This window comes from Streptomyces sp. NEAU-W12, assembly GCF_026242095.1.
Taxonomy (GTDB): domain Bacteria; phylum Actinomycetota; class Actinomycetes; order Streptomycetales; family Streptomycetaceae; genus Streptomyces.
Map to the genome: position 1 here is coordinate 41,120 of NZ_JAPJDM010000007.1, position 20,864 is coordinate 61,983.

19 protein-coding genes and 1 pseudogene are annotated in these 20,864 nt (G+C 72.7%); 13 read left to right on the forward strand and 7 right to left on the reverse strand.

Features of this window, described 5'->3' with window-relative positions; translation table 11 throughout:
- Positions 1-101 precede the first annotated feature (101 nt).
- The 3 genes from ORI94_RS10555 (at position 102) to ORI94_RS10565 (ending at position 2,882) form a co-directional block, all read left to right on the forward strand.
- A complete protein-coding gene (locus ORI94_RS10555) occupies positions 102-686 on the forward strand; it encodes a PRC-barrel domain-containing protein (protein ID WP_266074190.1) in 585 nt (194 codons plus the stop codon).
- Complete coding sequence (locus ORI94_RS10560) at positions 686-1,114, forward strand: PRC-barrel domain-containing protein (protein WP_416237804.1); 429 nt, start codon at positions 686-688, stop codon at positions 1,112-1,114. The genes ORI94_RS10555 and ORI94_RS10560 overlap by 1 nt, the downstream gene beginning before the upstream one ends.
- 502 nt (positions 1,115-1,616) lie before the next feature.
- Positions 1,617-2,882 carry a streptophobe family protein gene (locus ORI94_RS10565; protein WP_266074194.1) on the forward strand — a complete coding sequence of 422 codons (1,266 nt, stop codon included), beginning with the start codon at positions 1,617-1,619 and terminating at the stop codon, positions 2,880-2,882.
- A 31-nt stretch (positions 2,883-2,913) separates the two neighbouring features.
- Here ORI94_RS10565 and ORI94_RS10570 read toward each other — a convergent pair whose 3' ends face one another.
- Both ORI94_RS10570 and mgrA read right to left on the reverse strand, forming a co-directional pair.
- Entirely contained in the window at positions 2,914-3,324 is a 411-nt protein-coding gene (locus tag ORI94_RS10570; RefSeq protein WP_042172389.1) for a hypothetical protein, read from the reverse strand.
- 319 nt (positions 3,325-3,643) lie between these two features.
- Positions 3,644-4,636 carry an L-glyceraldehyde 3-phosphate reductase gene (mgrA, locus tag ORI94_RS10575; protein WP_266074195.1) on the reverse strand — a complete coding sequence of 331 codons (993 nt, stop codon included), beginning with the start codon at positions 4,634-4,636 and terminating at the stop codon, positions 3,644-3,646.
- Between the two features lie 158 nt (positions 4,637-4,794).
- Here mgrA and ORI94_RS10580 point away from each other — a divergent pair, with 158 nt between their 5' ends.
- Positions 4,795-5,679 (forward strand): LysR substrate-binding domain-containing protein, encoded by an 885-nt coding sequence (locus ORI94_RS10580; RefSeq protein ID WP_266074196.1) that lies wholly within the window; start codon positions 4,795-4,797, stop codon positions 5,677-5,679.
- A 63-nt stretch (positions 5,680-5,742) separates the two neighbouring features.
- On the forward strand, positions 5,743-6,258 hold the full coding sequence (locus tag ORI94_RS10585; protein WP_266074198.1) for a mycothiol transferase: 516 nt from the start codon (positions 5,743-5,745) through the stop codon (positions 6,256-6,258).
- Here the strand turns inward: ORI94_RS10585 and ORI94_RS10590 are convergent.
- Positions 6,240-7,316: an adenosine deaminase gene (locus tag ORI94_RS10590; RefSeq protein ID WP_266074199.1), complete on the reverse strand. Its 1,077-nt coding sequence runs from the start codon at positions 7,314-7,316 to the stop codon at positions 6,240-6,242. The genes ORI94_RS10585 and ORI94_RS10590 overlap by 19 nt on opposite strands.
- A 58-nt stretch (positions 7,317-7,374) precedes the next feature.
- Positions 7,375-7,767: a VOC family protein gene (locus ORI94_RS10595; RefSeq protein ID WP_266074200.1), complete on the reverse strand. Its 393-nt coding sequence runs from the start codon at positions 7,765-7,767 to the stop codon at positions 7,375-7,377.
- Between the two features lie 213 nt (positions 7,768-7,980).
- Between ORI94_RS10595 and ORI94_RS10600 the strand changes: the two genes are divergently transcribed.
- Positions 7,981-8,391 (forward strand): pyridoxamine 5'-phosphate oxidase family protein, encoded by a 411-nt coding sequence (locus tag ORI94_RS10600; protein WP_323056035.1) that lies wholly within the window; start codon positions 7,981-7,983, stop codon positions 8,389-8,391.
- A 48-nt stretch (positions 8,392-8,439) separates the two neighbouring features.
- Here ORI94_RS10600 and ORI94_RS10605 read toward each other — a convergent pair whose 3' ends face one another.
- Positions 8,440-9,819 carry a PI-PLC domain-containing protein gene (locus ORI94_RS10605; RefSeq protein ID WP_266074201.1) on the reverse strand — a complete coding sequence of 460 codons (1,380 nt, stop codon included), beginning with the start codon at positions 9,817-9,819 and terminating at the stop codon, positions 8,440-8,442.
- 129 nt (positions 9,820-9,948) lie between these two features.
- Entirely contained in the window at positions 9,949-10,857 is a 909-nt protein-coding gene (locus tag ORI94_RS10610; RefSeq protein ID WP_266074202.1) for a glycoside hydrolase family 19 protein, read from the reverse strand.
- A 370-nt stretch (positions 10,858-11,227) separates the two neighbouring features.
- Between ORI94_RS10610 and ORI94_RS10615 the strand changes: the two genes are divergently transcribed.
- The 6 genes and pseudogenes from ORI94_RS10615 (at position 11,228) to ORI94_RS10640 (ending at position 17,885) form a co-directional block, all read left to right on the forward strand.
- On the forward strand, positions 11,228-11,668 hold the full coding sequence (locus tag ORI94_RS10615; protein WP_266074203.1) for an SPW repeat protein: 441 nt from the start codon (positions 11,228-11,230) through the stop codon (positions 11,666-11,668).
- A gap of 251 nt (positions 11,669-11,919) precedes the next feature.
- Entirely contained in the window at positions 11,920-12,183 is a 264-nt protein-coding gene (locus ORI94_RS10620) for a GlsB/YeaQ/YmgE family stress response membrane protein (protein ID WP_266074204.1), read from the forward strand.
- A 253-nt stretch (positions 12,184-12,436) separates the two neighbouring features.
- Positions 12,437-12,912: pseudogene (locus ORI94_RS10625) on the forward strand (nucleoside deaminase); the annotation flags it as partial.
- 313 nt (positions 12,913-13,225) lie between these two features.
- Positions 13,226-14,803, forward strand: coding sequence for an alpha/beta hydrolase (locus tag ORI94_RS10630; protein ID WP_266074205.1), 1,578 nt, complete (start codon positions 13,226-13,228; stop codon positions 14,801-14,803).
- A 67-nt stretch (positions 14,804-14,870) separates the two neighbouring features.
- On the forward strand, positions 14,871-15,965 hold the full coding sequence (locus tag ORI94_RS10635; protein WP_266074207.1) for a chemotaxis protein: 1,095 nt from the start codon (positions 14,871-14,873) through the stop codon (positions 15,963-15,965).
- A gap of 498 nt (positions 15,966-16,463) precedes the next feature.
- Positions 16,464-17,885 carry a PP2C family protein-serine/threonine phosphatase gene (locus ORI94_RS10640; RefSeq protein WP_266074209.1) on the forward strand — a complete coding sequence of 474 codons (1,422 nt, stop codon included), beginning with the start codon at positions 16,464-16,466 and terminating at the stop codon, positions 17,883-17,885.
- A gap of 56 nt (positions 17,886-17,941) precedes the next feature.
- Here ORI94_RS10640 and ORI94_RS10645 read toward each other — a convergent pair whose 3' ends face one another.
- The gene (locus ORI94_RS10645; protein ID WP_266074210.1) at positions 17,942-19,438 is read right to left on the reverse strand and encodes a hypothetical protein; all 1,497 of its coding nucleotides are present in this window, start codon (positions 19,436-19,438) and stop codon (positions 17,942-17,944) included.
- 233 nt (positions 19,439-19,671) lie between these two features.
- Between ORI94_RS10645 and ORI94_RS10650 the strand changes: the two genes are divergently transcribed.
- Positions 19,672-20,811 carry an aminoglycoside phosphotransferase family protein gene (locus ORI94_RS10650; protein WP_266074212.1) on the forward strand — a complete coding sequence of 380 codons (1,140 nt, stop codon included), beginning with the start codon at positions 19,672-19,674 and terminating at the stop codon, positions 20,809-20,811.
- Positions 20,812-20,864: the final 53 nt, after the last annotated feature.

A 20,864-nucleotide genomic window follows, 5' to 3' on the forward strand; every position in this document is an offset into this window, starting at 1 on the left:
TCGGTGTTCGACGTGCCACAGGGCGGGAACCCGGTTCCGGCGGGCCCGAAGCCGGGTTCGGAGCCGGGCGGGAACGACGACGGCGGCGGGAAGGGTGACCGATGAGCGAGCCGTTGGCGGTGCGGTCCCTGACGACGCTGCCCGTGGTGACGCTGGGCGGCGACGCCGTCGCCCACGTCAAGGAGACCCTCCTGGACCCCGTGGCCGGGTGCATCACGGGCTTCACCCTCACCGGCCGGACCCTGCTGTCGGGCCCGCTGCCCCGGGACCTGCCCTGGCCGGCGGTGCACTCCCTCGGCCATCACGCGGTCATGGTCCGCGACGCGGAGGCGCTGTGCCACCTGCCCCTGTCGGTGGCCCGCCGCGACGCCCTGCGCGGGCGGCTGCTGGGCGCGCAGGTCCTCACCGACGAGGGCGACGTGCTCGGCACGGTGCGCGACGTCCTGGTCGAGGGAGGCACCAGCGGCCGGATCGTCGCCTTCCGGCTCGCCGCGCACCGGGATCTGGTGCCGGGTCCGAGGCACCGGCGGTACCTGGTGTACGTGCCGCGCGGTGGGGCGGTGTCCGTCTCCGGCCGGTCACTGGTCGTCCCCGCGCACGCCACCACCTGCGTCACCGACGACCTGCCGGACTTCGTGGCCCGGACGGGCACGTTCCACGCCCGGCGGACGGGCGTACGGCCGTGATGCTGTTCTCCCGGGTGAGAGGGCTGCCGGTGCTCGCCCCGGGCGAGGGGCTCAGGCTCGGTGTCGTACGGACCCTGACGGTCGACGTGGTGTCCGGCACCGTCACACATGTACGGGTACGGCGTGGACGGCTGCGCAGGGAGATCGCGCCGGCCTGGGGCGCGCTGGACGCCGTCGGTCCGGACATGCTGATCGTGGTCCCGTCCCGCGCACCGGACGCGGCCCCTCCGCATCATGAGCTGATCGGCCGCAGGGTGCTCACCGAGGACGGCGAGGAGCGCGGCACCGTGCTCGACGCGGCGTTCGATCCGCTCACCGCCCGCATCGAAGCGGTCCTGACGACGGTCGGCGAGCTGCCGGCCGAGCGGCTGCTGGGGCTGGGCGACCACGCTCTGGTGGTACGAGGACGCAGGGCAGCGCGCGGATAGGGCCGGTGTCCTGGGTCATGCCCCGGGCAGCACCGCTGGTGGCGTCGCGGTGAGGTCCCCGGTGGGTGTCGTCCGGCGCGTCGTTCGTGGTGCCCCGGACTCGACCGGCGGCGGCGCCGGAGGGCCGGACGGAGGCGGCTCGCCGGTCGTCGGACCGCTGTCCCCAAGTCCGCTCGACGGCGGCTCGCCGACGGCTCGTCCCCGCCCGTGGCCGACCCGGAGCCGGGGCGGGTGGGCTACGGGGAGGTGTCGGGCGACGGTGACAAGGGTCCGGCAGGGGCCCGGCCGGAGGTCCGGTGGGGGCCCGGCCGGAGGACGGCGGTTCGACGCTCACGAGCCCTTCTTCCCGGCACGGCTGCAGGAGACGACCGTCAGGCCGATGCCGACATGACGATTCTTCCGTTGTGGGCTGATGGTGTGCTCCGGTGACGCACCCGTCGCAAGCCGACGCGGACGGACCTCCCGGCAGGCGTCCCGTACGGGGGCTGCTTAGCGTGCAGGGGTGAGTTCACGCACCCTCGACGGCCTGGCGATCGCACGACACGGCTGGGCGCAGGCCCTCGTCACGGTGCTGGGCGGGCTGATCGCCATGGGCGTCGTGGCCGCGCTCGGACTGTGGGCGGCCGGTGCCGCGGATCTTCCGGACGGCTCGTTCCCCAAGGTGCTCGCGGCGACCGTCGTCACGGCCGTCGGCGGGTCGGTCCACCTGTCCGGCGACGCGGGGGACCTGGCCGGCACGGAGGGCGGCCTGACCGTCATGCCGCTGTCCGTCACCCTCACCGGCGCCCTGTTCATCGGCCGGTCCTTTCTGCGCCCGTTGCGCCACCGGACCGTCACCGGGGCGCCGGAACTGGCCGAGTGGGCCGCGAGGATCGTCACCCTCTGGGTGATCGCCCTGCTCGGGCTGGCCCTCGCCGCCCGGCACACGTCCGAGATCTCCCTCGAGGAGGGCACCCTGGGCGATCTCGCCGATCTGTTCGGTGTCACCCCCGAGGTCGGCTTCGCCGCCGACGTGCCGCTGACCGTGCTCATCGGCCTGCTCTGGGTGGCGGGTGTCCTGGTCCTGGCCCTGCTGGTGTCGCGCGGCGCTCCGCTGCCGGGCCGGCTGCTCCGGTTCCAGACGGCGGCACGGCCCGCGGCGCACGCGATGCTGCACCTGCTGCTCGCCTTCGTCGTCATCGGTGTCGCGATCGCACTGGTGGTCGCGGTGACGCGGGGGCGCCCGGCGGAGACGCTCGCCGTACTCCTGCTCGGCCTGCCCAATGCGGCCTGGCTCGCGCTGACCCTCGGGCTGGGCGCCACCTGGGACGGCAGGGTGGAAGGCCCCTTCGGGTTGCCCATGCCGCACGCCCTCGACGAGGTACTGCGCACCGGGGACGTCTCGGCGCTGAACCTGAGCACGCTCGCCGAGCACGACGGCAGGGTGTGGTGGCTGCCGGTGGTCGACGCGGTTCTGCTGCTGGCCGTGGCGTTCGTGATGGCGGCCCGGTCACCTGCCGGGGTCCGGGCCTGGCAGCACGCCGTGCGCCTGGCGGCGGCACTCGCGCTGACGGTGCTGATGATCTGCCTGGTCGGCCGGATCTCCGCCCGGTTCGGCCTGTCCGTGCTCGGCATCGGCGACCTGGGCACGGGGCTCTCCGGCCAGGTCCTGCTGGAACCACGCCTGCCGGCCGCGCTGGGGCCGGCCCTCCTGTGGGGTCTGACGGCCGGTTTCGCGGGCGCGCTGCCGGCCCGAAGGACATGCCGCCGGGGCCGGCCGGACGGCTGACCGGGGCGGGCGGCGGGGCAGGACGGGGCGGTCAGGCGACGGGGACGCCCAGCACCGGGGCCGCGCGCTGCATCCGCAGGGCATCCACGGATTCGGCCAGGAGTTCGTACTCGGTGGTGTCGTCGCCGGTGGCGAGGCGCACCATCCGGCCGGCCGCCAGAGCCTCGGCCATCTCCTCCTGTCGGGCGACGTCGCCGCACCAGGAACGCAGCACGGCGGGTACGTCGGGCACGCCGTCGGCGACGGGGACGAGCGCGCCCGGGGGTAAGTGCTCGGCCTCGGGCCGCGGGTCGAGCCGCTCGGCGATCCAGGAGGCGCGGTCGCGCAGCCACCACAGGGCGAGGGCCAGGGTGGGGGCGCGGTACGTGCCGAGGGGTACACCGATGCGGCGGCCGTCGCAGACCCCGTACGCCGTGACGTGACACAGGAACTCGTCGTGCACGATTCCCTCCCCCGGTTGCGTTGCCCGTCGGCCGACCGGGCCTGCTCTCCGGCGGGTCGCGTGCTGTGCGTGAGGGCGCCGTAGCGCGGGGTGAAGCGCTCTCGTTGTCGAGTATGTTCACCGCTGGATCACTGTCACCACGCCTTTCCGGCCACTCTCCTGGCATATTCGCCCCTTCCGTTGGCCGGAACGGTGTGTCTGCGGGTGCACGGCGCGGCAGCCCGTGCGCGCGGCATGCCGAGAAGTGGGCCCGGCACGGTGCCGGCCGCGCCGTCATGTCGTGACGGCGCGGCCGGGAGGAGTCCGGCCGGGCACGGCCCTACTGCTTGACGACGGCGTCGATGCGGGCCAGTTCCTCCGCGTCGAATTCGAGGTTGCGGGTGGCCGCCACGCTGTCCTCCAGCTGCTGCGGGCTGCTCGCCCCGACCAGGGCCGAGGTCACGCGCGTGCCGCGCAGCACCCAGGCGAGCGCCATCTGCGCGAGGCTCTGGCCGCGGGATGCGGCGATCCCGTTCAGCGTGCGCAGTCGTTCCACCAGCTCACCGGTGACGGCGTCGGTGTTCAGGAACGGGCTGTCGCTCGCGGCGCGGGAGTCCTCGGGAATGCCGTCGAGGTAGCGGGCGGTCAGCAACCCCTGCTCCAGCGGGGAGTAGGCGATGGAGCCGACCTGGAGCTCGTCCAGGGCGTCCAGCAGACCCTCGTCCTCCGGGCGCCGGTCGAGCATCGAGTAGCGGGGCTGGTGGATCAGCAGCGGGGTGCCCAGCTCGCCGAGGATGCGGGCGGCCTCGCGGGTCTGCTCCGCGGAGTAGTTGGACACGCCGACGTACAGCGCCTTGCCCTGCTGGACCGCCGAGTGCAGGGCCCCCATCGTCTCCTCCAGCGGAGTGTCGGGGTCGAAGCGGTGCGAGTAGAAGATGTCGACGTGGTCGAGGCCCATCCGGTCGAGGCTCTGGTCCAGCGAGGAGAGCAGGTACTTGCGCGAGCCCCATTCGCCGTACGGGCCGGGCCACATCAGGTAGCCGGCCTTGGTGGAGATCACCAGCTCGTCCCGGTACGGCGCGAAATCCGCGCGCAGGGCCTCGCCGAGGGAGGACTCGGCGGCGCCGGGGGGCGGGCCGTAGTTGTTGGCGAGGTCGAAGTGGGTGATGCCGAGGTCGAAGGCGCGGCGCAGGATGGCGCGCTGGGTCTCGGCGGGGCGGTCGGGCCCGAAGTTGTGCCACAGACCGAGCGAGAGCGCGGGGAGCTTCAGGCCGCTGCGTCCGGTGCGCCGGTAGGGCAGGTCCGCGTAACGGTCGGGGTACGGGGTGTACAACGCGACTCCAGAGAGGTTGACGCACAGGCGGGTGACACGGGTGTCCGGTTCCGTGGCCCCGGAACCGGAGCCAGGGCCGGGGTTCCACTCTGTCGCGGTCCACGTGCAGCGGTCCAACAGAAGAATCCGATGGAATTCAGCGGATACGCTTCTCAATCATGGAACTGCGTCACCTCCAGCACTTCGTCGCCGTCGCCGAGGACCAGCACTTCACCCGGGCGGCGGAGCGGCTGCTGGTCTCCCAGTCGGGTCTGTCGGCGTCGATCCGCTCCCTGGAGCGCGAGCTGCAGACACCGCTGTTCGTACGGACCACCCGGCGGGTGACGCTCACGGAGGCCGGGCGGGCGCTGCTGGGGGAGGCCGAGCGGATCCTGGCACAGGTACGGGCGGCGCACGAGGCGGTGGCCGCGGTGCAGGGGGTGTTGCGGGGCACGCTCGCCCTGGGCGCCGAGCAGTGCATCGCGGGGGTGGATCTGGCGGATCTGCTGGCCGATTTCCGGCGGCGTCATCCGGACGTGGAGATCCGGCTGCGGCAGTGGGGCTCGGCGGCGCTGGCGGAGGAGGTCGCGGCGGGCCGCCTCGATCTGGCCTTCGTCTACCGGACCCACGCGGACCCCGACCAGTTGCGGTCGGTGGCGCTCACCAGTGAGCCGATGACCGTGCTCTGCCATCCCGATCACCGGCTGGCGCGGGCCGGGGCCCCGCTGACCCCGCACGACCTGGGCGGTGAGGTCTTCGTGGACTTCCATCCCGACTGGGGCCCGCGCCGCGCCACCGACACCGCGTTCGCCGCCGCGGGCGTACGGCGCACGGTCGCACTGGAGGTGAACGACGTGCACAGCCTGCTGGACCTGGTCGACGAGAACCTCGGCATCGCCGTCGTCCCCCAGCACTTCCGGCACAAACGCGCGGCACTGACCGCGCTGCCGCTGAAGGACACCGGTGAGTCCGTGTACGAGAGCGTGGTGCTGGTCCCGGCGGAAGAGGCCACCAGCCCGGCGGCGCGGGCGCTGATGGCTCTGCTGGACAGCGGGGAGGCATAGGGAACGACCGTGTGGGCCCGAGGGCGGCGCGCGTACGGAGGCGGGATGCGCGAGGGTGGTCCCATGCCTGTCAAGGACATCCTCATCGACGGCTACGGCCGTATCCGCGAAGAGGTCCACGCCGCCGTGACCGGACTCGGTCCCGACGCCCTGAACACCCCTCCGGCCCCGGGCGCCAACTCCATCGCCTGGCTCGTCTGGCACCTCGCCCGGATCCAGGACGACCATGTCGCGGACGCCTTCGGACTCGACCAGGTGTGGCTCACCCAGGGCTTCGAGGAGCGGTTCGCGCTCGGTCTGCCCCGCCACGACACCGGGTACGGCCACACCCCGGAGCAGGTCGCCGGGGTACGGGTCGACTCGGGCGTCCTGCTCACCGGCTACTACGACGCGGTGCACGAGCAGACGCTGGACGCCCTGCGCGCACTGGACGCCAGGGGCCTGGCGCGCATCGTGGACGAGCGCTGGGATCCGCCGGTGAGCCTGGGGGTGCGCCTGGTCAGCGTCCTGTCCGACGATCTCCAGCACGCCGGACAGGCCGCCTACGTACGGGGCCTTCTTCAGCGCACGGAGTCGTAACCGGGCAGGACCACGTCCCTGAGCAGGGCGTTGCGCTCGTCGAACGGGAGGAACGCGCTCTTGACGGCGTTGACCGTGACGGCCCGTAGGTCTTCGACGGTCCAGCCCGCCTGTTCCACCAGCAGGGACATCTCACGGGTCATGGTGGTGCCGGAGACGAGCCGGTTGTCGGTGTTGAGGGTGACCCGGAAGCCGAGGTCCTTCAGCGCGGTGACGGGGTGCGTGGCGATCGAACCGGCGGCGCCGGTCTGGAGGTTGGAGGTGGGGCACATCTCGAGTGCGATCCGGCGGTCGCGGACCCAGCCCGCGAGCCGTCCGAGCTTGCCGTCGACGATGTCCTCGGTGATCCGCACGCCGTGACCGATGCGCTGGGCGCCGCACAGCTGGACGGCCTGGTGGATGCTGGGCAGGCCGTGGGCCTCGCCGGCGTGGATGGTGAAGGGCACGCTCTCGCGGCGCAGGTGCTCGAAGGCGTCCAGGTGATCGGCGGCGGGGAAGCCGTCCTCGGCACCGGCGATGTCGAATCCGACGACCCCGGCGTCCCGGAACGCCACCACCATGTCGGCGACCTCCCGCGTCCGGTCGAACATCCGCATGCCGCACAGCAGCGTCCCGACCCGCACCGGCGTCCCCGCGGCGGCGGCCCCGGCCATGCCGGCCGCGAGGCCCTCCTGCACGGCCTCGACCACCTCGGACAGGGTCAGTCCGCCCTTCGTCATCAGCTCGGGGGCGTAGCGGACCTCGCCGTAGACGACACCGTCGGCGGCGAGGTCGAGCACGTACTCCTCGGCGGTGCGCAGCAGGCCCTCACGGGTCTGCATGACGGCGAGGGTGTGCTCGAAGGTGGCTATGTAGCGCACCAGGTCGCCGGAGCCGGCGGCCTCGACGTACCAGGCGGCGAGCTCGTCCGGGTCGGTGGTGGGCAGGGTGTGGCCGATCGTGTCCGCGAGTTCCACCACGGTGGCGGGACGCAGCCCTCCGTCGAGGTGGTCGTGCAGCACGGCCTTGGGCAGCCGGCGGAGGGTGTCGGTGTCGGGGGTGATGCGGGGCGCGGTCATGGGCGGACGTTCCTCGGCGGTTCGGTGTCGGTGGTGGAGTCGGTCCCGGAGTGCGGGGTCAGCCGGCGGGCTGGAGCAGGTCCCAGCGGTTGCCGTAGAGGTCCTGGAAGACGGCGACCGTGCCGTACGGCTCGTGGCGCGGCCTTTCCAGGAAGGTCACGCCCGAGGCCGTCATCCGGGCGTGGTCGCGGGCGAAGTCGTCGGTGTACAGGAAGAAACCGACGCGCCCACCGGTCTGGTCACCGGTCCGGGCGCGCTGGTCGTCGCCCTTGGCACGGGCGAGCAGCAGGCCGGTGCCGGTGGTCCCCACATCCGGTTCGACGACGACCCAGCGGGAGCCGTCGGGCCGGGGGGTGTCCTCGGCCAGGTGGAATCCGAGGGCCTCGGTGTAGAAGCGGATCGCCTCGTCGTAGTCGTCGACGACCAGGGTGACCAGGGCGACACGTCTCATCGGGACCTCTCCAAAAAGCGGTGGGTGGGATCGATCGACAGAGGTTATACGTAAAACTTCGATGTGCGCCAGCCCCGCTCCCGGCAACGCCACCGGCCCCGGGCCCGAGGACCTACGACGGCGGCCCGAGGTGTCCGGGCAGGCCGCTCGGCCACCGTCCGCGCATGAGGAGCACCGAGCCACCGCAGCGGAGGCGCAAGCAGCGCAGAAGCGATGTCCTGGACCGCCTGGAGCGGGAGACGGACATCTGGGTGGCATCGGGGCTCCGAGGGGCTGCCCTGCCTGGTGCCGCTGTGGTTCGTCCGGGACGGCGAGTCCGTCCGGCCGGCAACCCGGCCGGCCAACCCCACCGGCCGCAACCTGCGGGAGGGCGGCCGGACCCGGCTGGCGTTCGGCGACACGCGGGACGTCGTCCTGATCGACGGCGTGGTGGAGACGTACGACGCACGGGAGGTGCCGCCGGTGGCGGCGGAGGCGTTCCGGGAGAGGACCGGATGGGATCCGCGTGCGGACCGGGCCGGCTACGCGTTCTTCCGGGTGCGCCCCCGGGCGGTGCAGGCCTGGCGCGGGGAACACGAACTGCCGGAACGGCACCTCATGCGCAACGGGGTCCGGCGGGCGTAGGGGGTGTCGCGACGGCGCCGCGACGCCCCCTCCTTGTTCCGCGCCGGGTCACGGATACGTGTACGTGTTGAGGGCGTCGACGGCGGCCGCCGGGTTGCCGAGGTCGTAGCGGTCCACGGCGAGGAAGTTGGGCTTCTTGCGGGCAGCGGGCTGGCAGAACCTGCGGGCGCGGTCGGCGAGTTTGCTGTTGTCCGTGCCGGCCGTGCCGGCGACCGGGGCGTCCCGGAAGTGGTTCATGACGAAGAGGGGACGGAACCCCGGCTCGGTGCGGGTGAGCGGGAGGTTGGTACCGGCGTCGTACCAACGGCTGTAACAGGACCAGTCGGAGGCTCCGACGCCCGAGCCCATGGACCAGTGGTTCTCGACGGTCCACTCGCGCTGGTACATGACGCCGAAGCTGTCCCGGGTCAGCCCGGCGGTCCGGTCGGCGGGGCGGCTGTGGTCGCTGAAGATCAGCAGGCGCTTTCCGGTGGCGGTCAGGTCCGCCGTCGTCGGCCAGCCGTTCTCCCGCACGCCGGTGCGGTCCGGCCGGTAGAGCACGTCCGACAGGCCGTTGACGCGGGCGAGTTCTGCACGCAGCACACCCGGGTCGACGTAGTCCTCCAGGAACACGGTGACGATCTGGTCGGGATGGGCCTCGAGGAAGTCGACCATGCGCTGGAGGTCGACCCAAAGCGCGACGGGCCTGCCGACCAGGGCGCAGCTGTTGTGGCAGAGTATCGCGCCGTCCGGGGTCTGGTGGATGTCCAGCATGAATCCGCGTACACCGTCGGCGAGTTGGCGTTCGATGCCACGTGTCTGGTGGGGGAAGAGGTTGACGAAGGGCGGGGCGAAGCCGCCGTCGACTCCGTTGGCGTAGGCGTTGTGCGAGGTCAGGAAGGTGACCTGGTCCAGGGTGCGGCTGCTCCGGGGCGGCATGGGCCGGGTGACGGGAGAGACCGGGGTGAGATACCAGTGGGCGAGGTCCGAGAAGCCTCCGGTGACGGCGAGTCGGGCGGGATGGCTGGCGCCGGAGGGCCTGGGGGCGACCGCGAGGTGCCGACCGGTGCCGGGGGCGGCGAGCGTGAAACGGTCGCCGGCGGCGGGGGCGATGACCCAGGCCGCGTCGGCGCCGGCACAGGGAACGGTCCCGGCCTGGTCGCCGGTGCGGCCGAGACAGGTCCCCGGGGTGTCCGCGCCCTCCAGGAGGTGGGTGGCGCCGTTCGCCCTCAGGTTCCACTGCTGGTGGTCCTCGTCGCCCCGGGGCCGGTGCTGTTCGACGGCTCCGGCGGTGCCGGCGGCGTTCAGTCCGGTGGCGGCGCTCTGCACGTAGAAGGTGCCGGGCGCGGGTACCGCGTCGGCCCCGGCGGCGGGGGTGGGCGCCACGACCGCCGCGACCAGCGCGGTCGTCGTGACGGTCGCGGCGAGCAGGACGCGGGGGGTGCGCATGACGGGTGCCCTTCGGTCCGGAGGGCGGCCGCGTGCCGTCCACGTACGCGGGGAACACGGGGAACACGGACGGCACGCGGCCGGGTCACAGATGGTCAGGGGCATGACATCATGTCCGCCCGTCCCGCGTCAGCAGTGGAGATTGCCGCCGGGTGACGTCCCGAGGATCTGGGTGAACTGCTGGTACCTGGTCACCCTGCTCTGCACCTGCGCGGGGTTGCGGCCGTCGCACTCCAGGGAGCCGTTGATACTGCGGATCGTCTGGCCGAAGCCGGCCTGGTTGACCATGGCGTTGTGCGGGGTCATGGAGCCGGGGCCGGTCTGGGTGTTCCAGTACCACAGCGCCGTCTTCCAGGCCACGGAGGAGTCGTTCTGCACCAGCCAGGGGTTGCCCAGCAGGTCGAGGCCCAACGCGTCACCCGCGGCCTTGTAGTTGAAGTTCCAGCTCAGCTGGATCGGCCCGCGACCGTAGTAGGCGGCCTGGCCGGCCGGGCAGCCGTAGGGCTGGTTCCAGTCGCAGTAGTGCGGGTAGTTGGCGGTGTTCTGTTCCACCACGTGGACCAGACCGCCGGTTTCGTGGCCGACGTTGGCGAGGAAGGCGGCGGCCTCCTGCTTCTTCACCGTGTCGCCACCCGTGTTGGCGAAGCCGGGGTAGGCGCTCAGGGCGGCGGTGAGACCGCTGTAGGTGTAGAAGGGGTTCCTGTCCGGGAACATCCGGTTGAACTGCGCCTCGGTCACGACGAAGTTGCCGACCGGCGTTCCGGGGCCGTTGTCGCAGGAGTACGGCTCCCAGTACCAGGTGCTGATGATGGGGTCGTAGCCCGGGTTGCCGTGCTCGGCGACGTAGGCCCGGCCGTCGGTGTAGCGGACGATGTCACCGGCGTTGTACCACTGCCCGGCCACCCAGTTCGGATAGCTGGAGCACGCGGCGGCCGCCGCGGCGGGGGCGGCCGAAGCGGTCGCGGCGGGGAGCAGCACGGGTGCGCCGGCGGCGAGGACGACGGCTGCCAGGACGGAGGGGATGCGGCGTCTCGTCAAGGGATCGACTCCTTTGCGGGACACGGCCGCTCCCGGGCGATGACATGCCCGAGCGGGGTCTCGCCGCACGCACCGGCGGAGCCGGCCACGGGGTGGGGCGGCCGTGGTGGGGGGTGTCGGGCACACTCAACCGCATTGGTCTGTACCAGTCAAGGGTGCAGACCGGCCGGACGAACCGACCTGCCGCCTCCGCCCGGAAGGCCCGCCGGACCCGCCACGCGCGTCGCACGCGCCAACCGGAGGGCGCGCACGGCCGCCACAGACCTCAACCTCTACACATACAGGGAAAATAAGCGCAGAATGACCCTACGTGGCGCTTGCCGCATACCACCCAGAAGCGGTGAGACCTGTCAGTCGAAGGAGACGACTCATGGCCAACGTCTCGCATCCCCGTGGTGACATCTCGAGCCACCCCGATGCTCCGGAAATGCAGGCACGGTACGACCGCATGCTCGGCGGTCGTGATGTGGTCCTGGTGGACGGACCGGTGTTCCTGCTCGGCCTCTACTGCGCGGTGTCCCCCTGGATACTCCACTACACGACGAGCCAGCCCGCGCTCGTGCCCCACAACCTGATCGTCGGCATCGCGATCGGTGTGCTCGCCCTCGGCTTCACCGCCGCGCCGGCGCGCATGTACGGCCTCAGCGGAGCCATGTGCGCCCTCGGCGTGTGGATGATCGTCTCGCCGTGGATCGTCGGGACCAATCCGGACGCAGGCGTCATCTGGAACAACATCGTCATCGGCGCCCTGACCCTGGCGCTCGGCATCATGTGCGCCGTCACGGCGTCCAGGAGCACCTCCGGGACCTGAGGGTCTTCGTCCGCCTCGGGCCGCCGGACCAGGGAGCGGGGTCCGGCGGCCCGAGACCGCGAACCCGGCATGATCCGGACGACAGGACCGGGAGCCCCGCGGGGCGTCCCGGGAAGGAGGCCGCCAGGCCCGGGCCGGACCGCGTCCACCGCGGTCCGGCCTTCCCCTGCCCCGGCCCGGGCGCCGGGGGACTGCCTCCGCCGGCTGTGGGCACAAGCTGTGCAGCGGAGGTTCCCGGAAGGAGGGGCGAGATGGAGATCGACGGCATCATCAGTGCCATCGTCATCGGCATAGTCATCGGCGTCCTGGGCCGACTCGTGGTCCCAGGCCGCCAGCGCATCGGCGTTCTGTGGACGATCGTCGTCGGCGTCATCGCCGCGCTCATCGGCTCGGCGATCGCCACGGCGTTCGGCGTGGCCGACACCAAGGGGGTCGACTGGGTCGAGTGGCTCGTCCAGATCGGTCTCGCCGCCTTCGGTGTGGCCGCGCTGGACCGGGTGAAGGCCCGCCGCTGACGCCGAGGGCCGTCGGCACCGTCTGGCACGCACGGACACGGACAGGCACGGACGAACGACGGACCACGGGCCCGCGACGGGTCCGGTGGGAGGCACCACGAGGGTGCGGCCACCGGACCCGTTCGCATCTCCCCGGGAACAGGCGTGCGAGGGCCGGGGTGCCCGCCCGCGCCGGGCAACGGAACGGCATCGCGTCCGCGCGGTGCCCGTGCGTGGGGGGCCGTGGACCTGCCCCCGCGGGAGAGGCCGCGCCGTGGTGGTGAAGGACACTGAACTGCCCTGTCCGCGCCGCTGCGTGGAGCTGGCCGGCGAGGCGCTGGAGGCCGGGACGAGCCGTTCGGTTCGGTCCTGGTGGCAGGCGATGGCACCGTCCTCGCCGAGGACCGCGACCGGATGGCCTCCGGGGACCGCACCCGGCACCCCGAGTTCGAACTGGCGCGCTGGGCGGCGGCTCGGACGACACCCGGGGAGCGGTCCTCCGCCACCGTGTGCACCTCCGGCGAACACTGCCCGATGGGCGCCGCCGCACACGCCTGGGCGGGCCTCGGCCGGACCGCGTACGTCGCCTCCTCCGCCCGGCTGGGGTTTTGGCCCGCCGGGCTGGGCGTGCCCGCGCCGCCGGTGCGGACACTGCCCGGGAAGGAGATCGCTCCCGGCCTGAGCGTGGACGGCCCCGTCCCCGGGCTGACGGAGGCTGCGCGGGAACTGCACCACGGGTTCCACCGCGCGGGCGGCCGACCGGGCACGGGGTGTTGCCGCCGACGGGCGGTGTCCCACCGGCCGCAGCCCCGGAGCCCCGGGCCGCGAACCTCAGGCCTTGGGCCTGTGCACCCGTCCCCGGGCGGGAGCGGCGGTACAGGGTGACTCCGCCGAGGAAGAGGACCGTCCCGCCGGTGAGGACCGGAAGTGGCCGGCCCGTGCCCGTTTCGGCGAGGGTGCCCGAGCCGACGCCCCCGGCCGAGAGGCGGGGCCGACGAGCCCCCCGTATCGTGATCGAGGGCGCCGGTTCCCGGTCCGCTGTGGGGCGCCCCTGGAGGCATCGATGCCGGTCAAGCTCTCCATGAGACTTCCCATCCGACGCTGCGCGGTCATCGGGGCGGTCGGGCTGGCCCTGCTGGGTGCGGGGCTCCCGGCGGCCGCCGCCGACGAGGACCGGGGCCTCGAGCGGTTCTACGACCAGAAGATCGCGTGGTCGGCGTGCGAGGGCACGGACCTGCCCGAGGACCTGCAGTGCGGGAAGATCACCGTCCCGGTCGACTACGCCGACCCGGGCAGGGGCGCCCTGGACCTGGCCCTCGCGCGTTACCGCGGCACGGGTGGGCCCCGCGGCTCGGTGGTACTGAACTTCGGCGGGCCGGGCGGTTCGGGCGTGCTCGGACTCGCCCACGGCGGCGAGGAGTTCATGGGCCTCACCGACGAGTACGACGTGGTGTCCTTCGACCCGCGCGGTGTCGGCCGCTCCTCACCGGTCAGCTGCGGCACGGAGGCCACTGGTCGGGCACTGGAGGCCACGGGCGGCGACGACATGTCCGATCCGCGGAAAACGCTGGCCCAGCTGCGCGAGGTGGCCGCCGAGTGCACCGAGCACTCGGGCCCGGTCCTGCCGCACATCGGTACCGTGAACGTCGCACGCGACCTGGACGTCCTGCGGCAGGTGCTCGGCGACAAGAAGCTCAACTACCTGGGCTTCTCCTACGGGACCCGGCTGGCCGCGGTGTACGCGGCCCGGTTCCCCGGGAAGGTGGGCCGGTTCGTGCTGGACGGGGTGGACACGCTGACCGATCCGCTGGCGGAACAGGGACTGGCGAGCGTACGGGGCCAGCAGACCGCGCTCGAGCACTTCCTGACCTGGTGCACCGAGGACATCGCCTGCCCGTTCGGCCAGGATCCGCGCGAGGCAAGGGAGTTGGTCGTGAAACTGGTCGACTCGCTCGACGAGGATCCCGTACCGACGGACTTCGGCCACGAGTTCACCGGCCAGGACCTCGCGGTCGCCCTGGGCCAGGGCCTCTACAGCAAGGAACTGTGGCCCTTGCTGCAGCGGGCGCTCGCGGAGCTGATGGAGGGCGGGGACACACGCGGGGTGGAGGCCTTCGCCACCGGCGGAGTGACGTTCCCCCTGCCGCACCGCGCCGACGATCCGCTCGTCGACGAGGAGGATGTGCCCCTGGACAACCTGCCGGCCGCGTTGATGGCGGTGAACTGTGCGGACGATCCCGACCGTCCGGCCGCCGAGCAGGTGACCCGGGACCTCGCCCGGCTGCGCACCGCCTACGAGGAGGCCTCGCCGGTCTTCGGCCGTTACCGGCTCGCCCAGGTCCTGATGTGCCACGGCCGTCCCGCGGGGACCGACTTCATCCGCGAGGAGGTCAGGGACCTCGACACACCGAAGATGCTGCTGGTCGGCACCCGGGGCGACCCGGCCACGCCGTACCGGTGGACGGTGGAGACGGCCGAGCGGCTCGGCCCGTCCGCGGTGGTGCTGGACAACCGGAGCGAGGGCCACACCGGCTACGGATCGTCCGAGTGCGTCCACCGCACGATCGACGACTTCCTCCTCTACGGCACCCTGCCGCCCAGCGGCAGCTCCTGCGGGGACGAGGAGGACACCCGCCCGTGAGCCCGCACCCGGACGGCGCAGCGATGCCCCAAATGCCCTGTCTGCGATTCGGCTCTATGGTGCTGTCATGGAGCACGATCTGAGTCCCGCGACCCTTGCCGAGCTTCGCCGCCCGCGCCGCTACCCCGCGGTGTCGGTGCTCACGCCGACGCACCGGCGCGAGCCCCTCAACGCCCAGGATCCGGTCCGGCTGCGCAACGTGGTGGCCAGGGCCAAGAAACAGCTGGAAGCCGATCCCGCGGTCACCAGGGACCGGCGCGGGGAAGTGGAGCTGCAGCTCGACCGGGCCCTGGCCGAGGTCGATCTGACACACGCCGAGGACGGTCTGGTCATCTTCGCCGCTCCGGGCGAGCACCAGGTGTGGTCGCTCGCCCGTCCGGTGCCGGAGCGCGTGGTGCTCTCGGACACCTTCCTCACCCGCAACCTGGTGTCCGCCTACACGGCAGAGCGCCCCTTCTGGGCACTGTCCGTCTCCCCGGACCGGGCCACACTGTGGAACGGCGGCGCGGACCGGGTCACCGAGGAGCACTCCGGGGGCTTCCCGCTGACCCGGGCCGAGGAGAACTTCGACCCTGAGCGCCTGGAGCGGGTCGGCGATCAGCCGAGCGTCTTCCGGGACGAAGGCACCCGACGGTTCCTGCGCGATGCCGACACCGCGATGGCCGCGGTCCTGCGTGGGCATCCGCGGCCCCTGTACGTGACCGGGGAGCCGGCGGCACTGTCCCTGCTGGGCGAGGCCGGCGGCGCGACCCGCGACGCGGTGCACGTCCAGCACGGCGGCCTCGCGCACGGCACGCCCGACGCGGTGTGGCAGGCCCTGCGCCCCGCGCTCGAGAGCGAGGCCCGCAAGAGCGCGCAGGCCGTCGTCCGGGCACTGGAGACGGCACGCGGACGCAAGAGGTTCGCGGCCGGGGTCGACGAGCTGTGGCAGAACACCCGGGACGGCCGGGTCCAGTTGCTGGCCGTCGAGGAGAACTTCCGGGTGACGGTGCGCGAGGCGGGCGAGCATCTGGTCGCCGCCGAGCCCGGGGACCTGGACGCCCTCGAGGACATCGTGGACGAGCTGGTCGAGCAGTGCCTGGAGACGGGCGCCGAGGTCCGCTTCGTCCCGGACGGCACCCTCGGGGACGCGGACCGGGTCGCGGGCGTCCTGCGGTACTGAGGGCTGCCTGCGGGCGGACGGAGACCAGGGTGATGTCGCCCGCCCCCGTCGGGAGGCACCCACCGACCGTCCCGGGGTGGCCGGCCCAAAACCGGGCCGGCCCCCCGGGGCCGGGGGCGGGCGGATCGCGTGCGCGCACCGGGGGGGCGCCCCCCCCCGCCCGTCGCGGGGGCCCCCCCCACACCCGCGCGGGGCACCCCGGGACGGGGATCGTGCGGATCGCTTCCGCGAACGGAAAACCCGTCCGTCGAACATGTGCACGTGCGGGAAGACCGAGTCGAAGTCCTAGCCAAGTCACTTACAGAACAAGAGAGTTGACCGAAGACTTCGACGCCCGGCACATATCCTTCAGTAATTCCGCGAAGACAGAGACATATGCCGAGGGCATGGCCTCAAGGCGTCTTGCCGAATTCCTTACAGGGCGTGGCGGGCTGTGCCACAGTCGTAACGGTCCCTCCGTCCGACCCCGGCCCGAACCGTCCCACATCGGAGTGCGTCATGCCGCCCCACCTCTCCGCGGACCGCTCAGCGACCCAGCCGCCAGGACGCGGCCCGGTCGACTCGCTCATCTCGCAGACCCGGCGACTCAAGGGCGATGTGGACGCCGTGCGGCGCGGCACCCCGGCGGACACCGCGGACCCGCGGGACCGCTGGCAGCGTGCCCTGTACGACCTGGCGCTGCACCAGCTCGACGACCTGGACGAGTACTTGGCGCAACTGCGGGACGGCCCGCTGCCCGCCCCCGCGGAACCGTCCCCGCCCACCACGGCGCCCGCTCCGAGGCGGGGCGCCCTGCCCAGCCGGGTCGGCAGTGCCGAGTGGAACCTGCTGACGGACGAGGTCAGTTGGTCCGGGGAGCTGTACCGCATCCTGGACCGCGATCCGGCCGCGCCGCCGCTCACCCTCGACGAACTGCCCTCGCTGGTGCACGACGAGGACCGGCCGAGGCTGACGGCGATGGTCACGGGCTGCCTCGTCGACGGCCGGCCCATCGACGGGGAGTTCCGGCTGACACGCCCGGACGGCAGCGTCCGGACCGTGCACATGATGGGCGAACCGGTCCTCGGGAGCGACGGCAGCACCGCCTCGATGTGGGCCGTGCTGCGGGACGTCAGCGAACTGCGCCGGTGCCGAAGGGCGGTCAGCGAGACCCGTGACTCGCTGCACCACCGGGGGCAGGACGCGGCGCGGGCCGAGCACCGGCTCGCGGTCGAGCCGCAGGAAGCCGTGCTGTCGGCGTGGCGCGGCTCCCTGCGGTTGACGCGAAGGGGGCCCCGGGCCCTCGACGTCGCCGCCCGGCACCTCCCGGCGGCGACGGGCGCGGCAGCCGGCAGGCACTGGTACGACGCCCTCGAACTGTCCGACGGCGCCACCCTGCTCAGTGTCGGGGCACTGACCGGGCAGGGCGTCGGCGTGGCCTCGGGCACGGCGATGCTGCTCGGCGCCATGCGCGGCATGGCGATGTCCGGCACCGAACCCGGACCGCTGATGGCCTGCCTCGACCGGTTACTGGGCGCCACCGGGCAGCCCGCCCTCGGCAGCGGCCTCTGTCTGCGCTACCGGCCCGAGAGCCGCTCCCTGGCGTGGGCGCAGGCCGGACACCCCGTCCCGCTGCTGTTCCGCGGCGGAACGGGGCGCGCGTTGGACGCCCCGGACGGCATCCGGCTGGGCGCCGCCCCGGCGGCCCCCTACGGGCAGGGCGAGGAGGCCCTCGAGGCCGGCGATCTGCTGCTGCTGCACACCGACGGGCTGGTCCCCGGACGGTCCGGGGCCGCGTCCGTGCGCCGACTGGTCGGCCTGGCGCCACAGTTCACGGAGGGCCGTACCGCGCAGGACTGCCTGCTGGCCGTCCTGCGGGAGTTCGGGGACGGAGACCGCGAGGACGATGCCTGTGTGCTCGTCGCCCGGGTGGCCTCGTAGGACTCAGAGGCTCGTACCACCTCGTACGCCTCGTGGGAGCAGGGCGCCCCGCCCCCTTATGCCCGTGCGCCGTTGCCCCCCTTGCCCCTGGGCTTCGGCAGGGTCTCCCTGATCTCCTCCCGCAGTTCCTGGATCCTGGGATACGAGGAGTACTCGGCGGTGAGCCGGTACATCTCGCGCAGCCGGTCCCAGGTGCGGCGCGAGGAGTTGGAGCCCATCGACATCAGCGCGAGCCGCGCGTACCGGTCGGCCTGTTCCGGGTCGTCGGCGATGAAGCAGGCGGAGGCCATGGAGAGGTGGTCGAAGATCTTCGACCGCTCCCGGCCGTCGATGCGCAGGGACAGCGCCTTCTCCGCGTAGTGCTGGGCGTGCACCGCCGCGTCCGGTTCGAACTCGGCCAGCGTGCGGTAGGCCAGGGCGTGCATGCCGTACAGGTCCTCGTCCTTGAAGGTCTGCATCCAGTCCGGCGGCTCCTGGTCCCTCCCCCGGTCGGAGACGAAGAGGTCCTCGGCCCGGCCCAGGGTGCGGCGCATCGCCTGCCCTCTGCCCATGGACGCCTGTGCCCAGGCCTCGATGGTGTGGAACATCGCGCGGGTGCGAGGCAGCACTTCCTCGCCCGAGCCCGAGTGGGCGAGTTTCAGCAGGTCCAGGGCGTCGTCGGGCCGACCCAGGTGAACCATCTGGCGGGCCGCGCGGGACAGTGCCTCCCCCGCGCGCGGCCGGTCGCCGCCCTCCCGGGCGGCGTGCGCGGCGATGACGAAGTACTTCTGCGCCGTGGGTTCCAGGCCGACGTCGTGCGACATCCACCCGGCGAGGACGGCGAGGTTGGCGGCGACGCCCCACAGGCGCCGCTGGAGATGAGGTGGGTGGTCGTAGGCGAGCATGCCGCCCACCTCGTTGAGCTGGCCGACCACCGCCTTGCGCTGGAGACCGCCGCCCCGGGCGGCGTCCCAGGCGCGGAACACCTCCACGGAGCGCTCGAGTTCCTCGATCTCCTGGGACCCGATGGGTGCGGCCTCGTAGCGGTCGATTCCGGCGGCGTCGGCGTGCGCCGGACGGTCGGGCCGGTGAGCGTCCGTGATCAGGGCGGGGTCGGTGTGCAGCCAGTCGTGCAGGGCGCCGGTGAGTGCGGATCCCGCGGTGAGCGCGGCGCCCGCGCCCACCAGGCCTCGTCGGTTGAGCATGAGGTCCATTCCCGTGAATTCGGTGAGGACCTCGGCTGTCCGCTCGGGCGCCCACGGCACTCCGTCGGGATGGTCCCTCTTCCCGCCGTTCTGCCGTTTCCCCGTACGCCCGTGCCGGACCAGACCGAGATCCTCGATGGTCACGACACGGCCGAGACGCTCGGTGAACAGGGCCGCCAGCACCCGCGGTACGGGATCGCGCGGGATCTCTCCCATGTCGATCCACCGCCGCACCCGGGAGGTGTCGGTCGCCAGCTGGGGATGGCCCATGGCCGCCGCCTGCCGGTTGACCAGCCTCGCGAGTTCGCCCTTGGACCAGCCGGCCAGGCCGAACAGGTCCGAGAGCCGGGTGTTGGGTTGTCCGCCCACGTCAAGCCCCCAGGTTCTCGGCTGAGTTGACAGTAGCCCGGTGAAAGGTGCCGGACGGCTATTCGCCAGGGTTCGCCAGGGTTCGCCAGATGGTGTGCCAGGGGTCAACGGGTGTCGAGTAGGAACGCGCCACCACGACCCGGTCTCCTCCGGGGCATTCCCCAGGATGCGCCTGGGCGACCGGGCCGTGTGGGCGCTGACGTCGCAGGCACACGAAGGGATCTGTATCGCCCATGTACGCAGCATCGTCCTCCGTGTCCGCACCGCCCCGGCCGCTCCGTCCGCGTCCGTCGGACAGCGGCCCCTACCTCGCCCCCGCACGCCAGGTGACACCCGTGCTCGGTGCGGGCAAGGCACGGCGTGCCCCGGGCACCGGCCCCCAGCAGCTCAGCGGACGGCTCGACCTGTCCGGCCCCCAGGGCGCCCAGTTGCGCTCGGCGATCGCGTCGGTGCACCGCATCTGCCCGGAGTTCGCGCCGGCCCAGGTGCTGCGCCGCAACGGCAGGTCCGTTCTCCTGGTCGGTACGACAGGGCGGAGCACCGCAGTGGCCAAGTGCTTAACGGATCACTCGCCCGCCTGGTCCGAGCGGTTCCGGCACGAGATAGCGGTCTACCGCTCGTTCGTCCGGCACCGCCCGCCGGCGCGGGCACCCCGGCTGATCGCGGCGGACCCGGAGAACTGCACCCTGGTCATCGAGCGGATGCCCGGCAGGGTGGCGGCCCTGCAGCGGCATCCGGTGGAGGCACCGCCGCGGGCGGACATCAGGGCGGCGCTCGGCGCGATCTGCCGATTGAACGCATGGCGCCCGCCCGCCGGTACGTTCGACGCCCCACTGGACTACGCGGCGCGCATCGCCCGCTATCACGAGCTGGGGCTGCTCACCGACCGGGACATGGACGATCTGCAGAAGCTGCTCCACGGCATCGCGCAGGCGGCCGGGCGCCAGGGCATGGGCCAGTTCTGCCACGGCGACGCGCTGCTCTCCAACATCCTGATCTCGCCGGCCGGTCCCGTGCTGGTGGACTGGGAGCACGCGGGCTGGTACCTGCCGGGCTACGACCTGGCGACGCTGTGGGCGGTCCTCGGGGACGCGCCGGTGGCGCGCCGGCAGATCAGCCAGATCGCGCAGTCGGCGGGCCATGCCTCACGCGACGCGTTCCTGGTGAACCTGATGCTGGTGCTGACGCGTGAGATCCGCACCTACGAGACGGCCGTACAGCGTTCGATGCACGACGCGCCCCCGGTGGCGCCGAACGCGGCCCGGCCGGGCGCGCTGCCGTCCGGCGAGGAGCAGCGGCTGCTGCTGCGGCGGCTGCACGACGACTGCCAGATGGCCCGCAGGGCCGTGCGCGCGGCGGTCGGCACGCGCTGACCCGCGGGGACGTGCGAGGGCCTGCGGTGCTTCCCGTGTCGGGAAGCACCGCA

Coding starts and splice junctions, on each gene's coding strand:
- ORI94_RS10555 (WP_266074190.1), top strand. CDS start 102: ATGAGCGAGCCGTTGGCGGTGCGGTCCCTGACGACGCTGCCCGTGGTG.
- ORI94_RS10560 (WP_416237804.1), top strand. CDS start 686: ATGCTGTTCTCCCGGGTGAGAGGGCTGCCGGTGCTCGCCCCGGGCGAG.
- ORI94_RS10580 (WP_266074196.1), top strand. CDS start 4,795: ATGGAACTGCGTCACCTCCAGCACTTCGTCGCCGTCGCCGAGGACCAG.
- ORI94_RS10585 (WP_266074198.1), top strand. CDS start 5,743: ATGCCTGTCAAGGACATCCTCATCGACGGCTACGGCCGTATCCGCGAA.
- ORI94_RS10590 (WP_266074199.1), bottom strand. CDS start 7,316: ATGACCGCGCCCCGCATCACCCCCGACACCGACACCCTCCGCCGGCTG.
- ORI94_RS10595 (WP_266074200.1), bottom strand. CDS start 7,767: ATGAGACGTGTCGCCCTGGTCACCCTGGTCGTCGACGACTACGACGAG.
- ORI94_RS10600 (WP_323056035.1), top strand. CDS start 7,981: ATGTCCTGGACCGCCTGGAGCGGGAGACGGACATCTGGGTGGCATCGG.
- ORI94_RS10605 (WP_266074201.1), bottom strand. CDS start 9,819: ATGCGCACCCCCCGCGTCCTGCTCGCCGCGACCGTCACGACGACCGCG.
- ORI94_RS10615 (WP_266074203.1), top strand. CDS start 11,228: ATGGCCAACGTCTCGCATCCCCGTGGTGACATCTCGAGCCACCCCGAT.
- ORI94_RS10620 (WP_266074204.1), top strand. CDS start 11,920: ATGGAGATCGACGGCATCATCAGTGCCATCGTCATCGGCATAGTCATC.
- ORI94_RS10630 (WP_266074205.1), top strand. CDS start 13,226: ATGCCGGTCAAGCTCTCCATGAGACTTCCCATCCGACGCTGCGCGGTC.
- ORI94_RS10635 (WP_266074207.1), top strand. CDS start 14,871: ATGGAGCACGATCTGAGTCCCGCGACCCTTGCCGAGCTTCGCCGCCCG.
- ORI94_RS10640 (WP_266074209.1), top strand. CDS start 16,464: ATGCCGCCCCACCTCTCCGCGGACCGCTCAGCGACCCAGCCGCCAGGA.
- ORI94_RS10650 (WP_266074212.1), top strand. CDS start 19,672: ATGTACGCAGCATCGTCCTCCGTGTCCGCACCGCCCCGGCCGCTCCGT.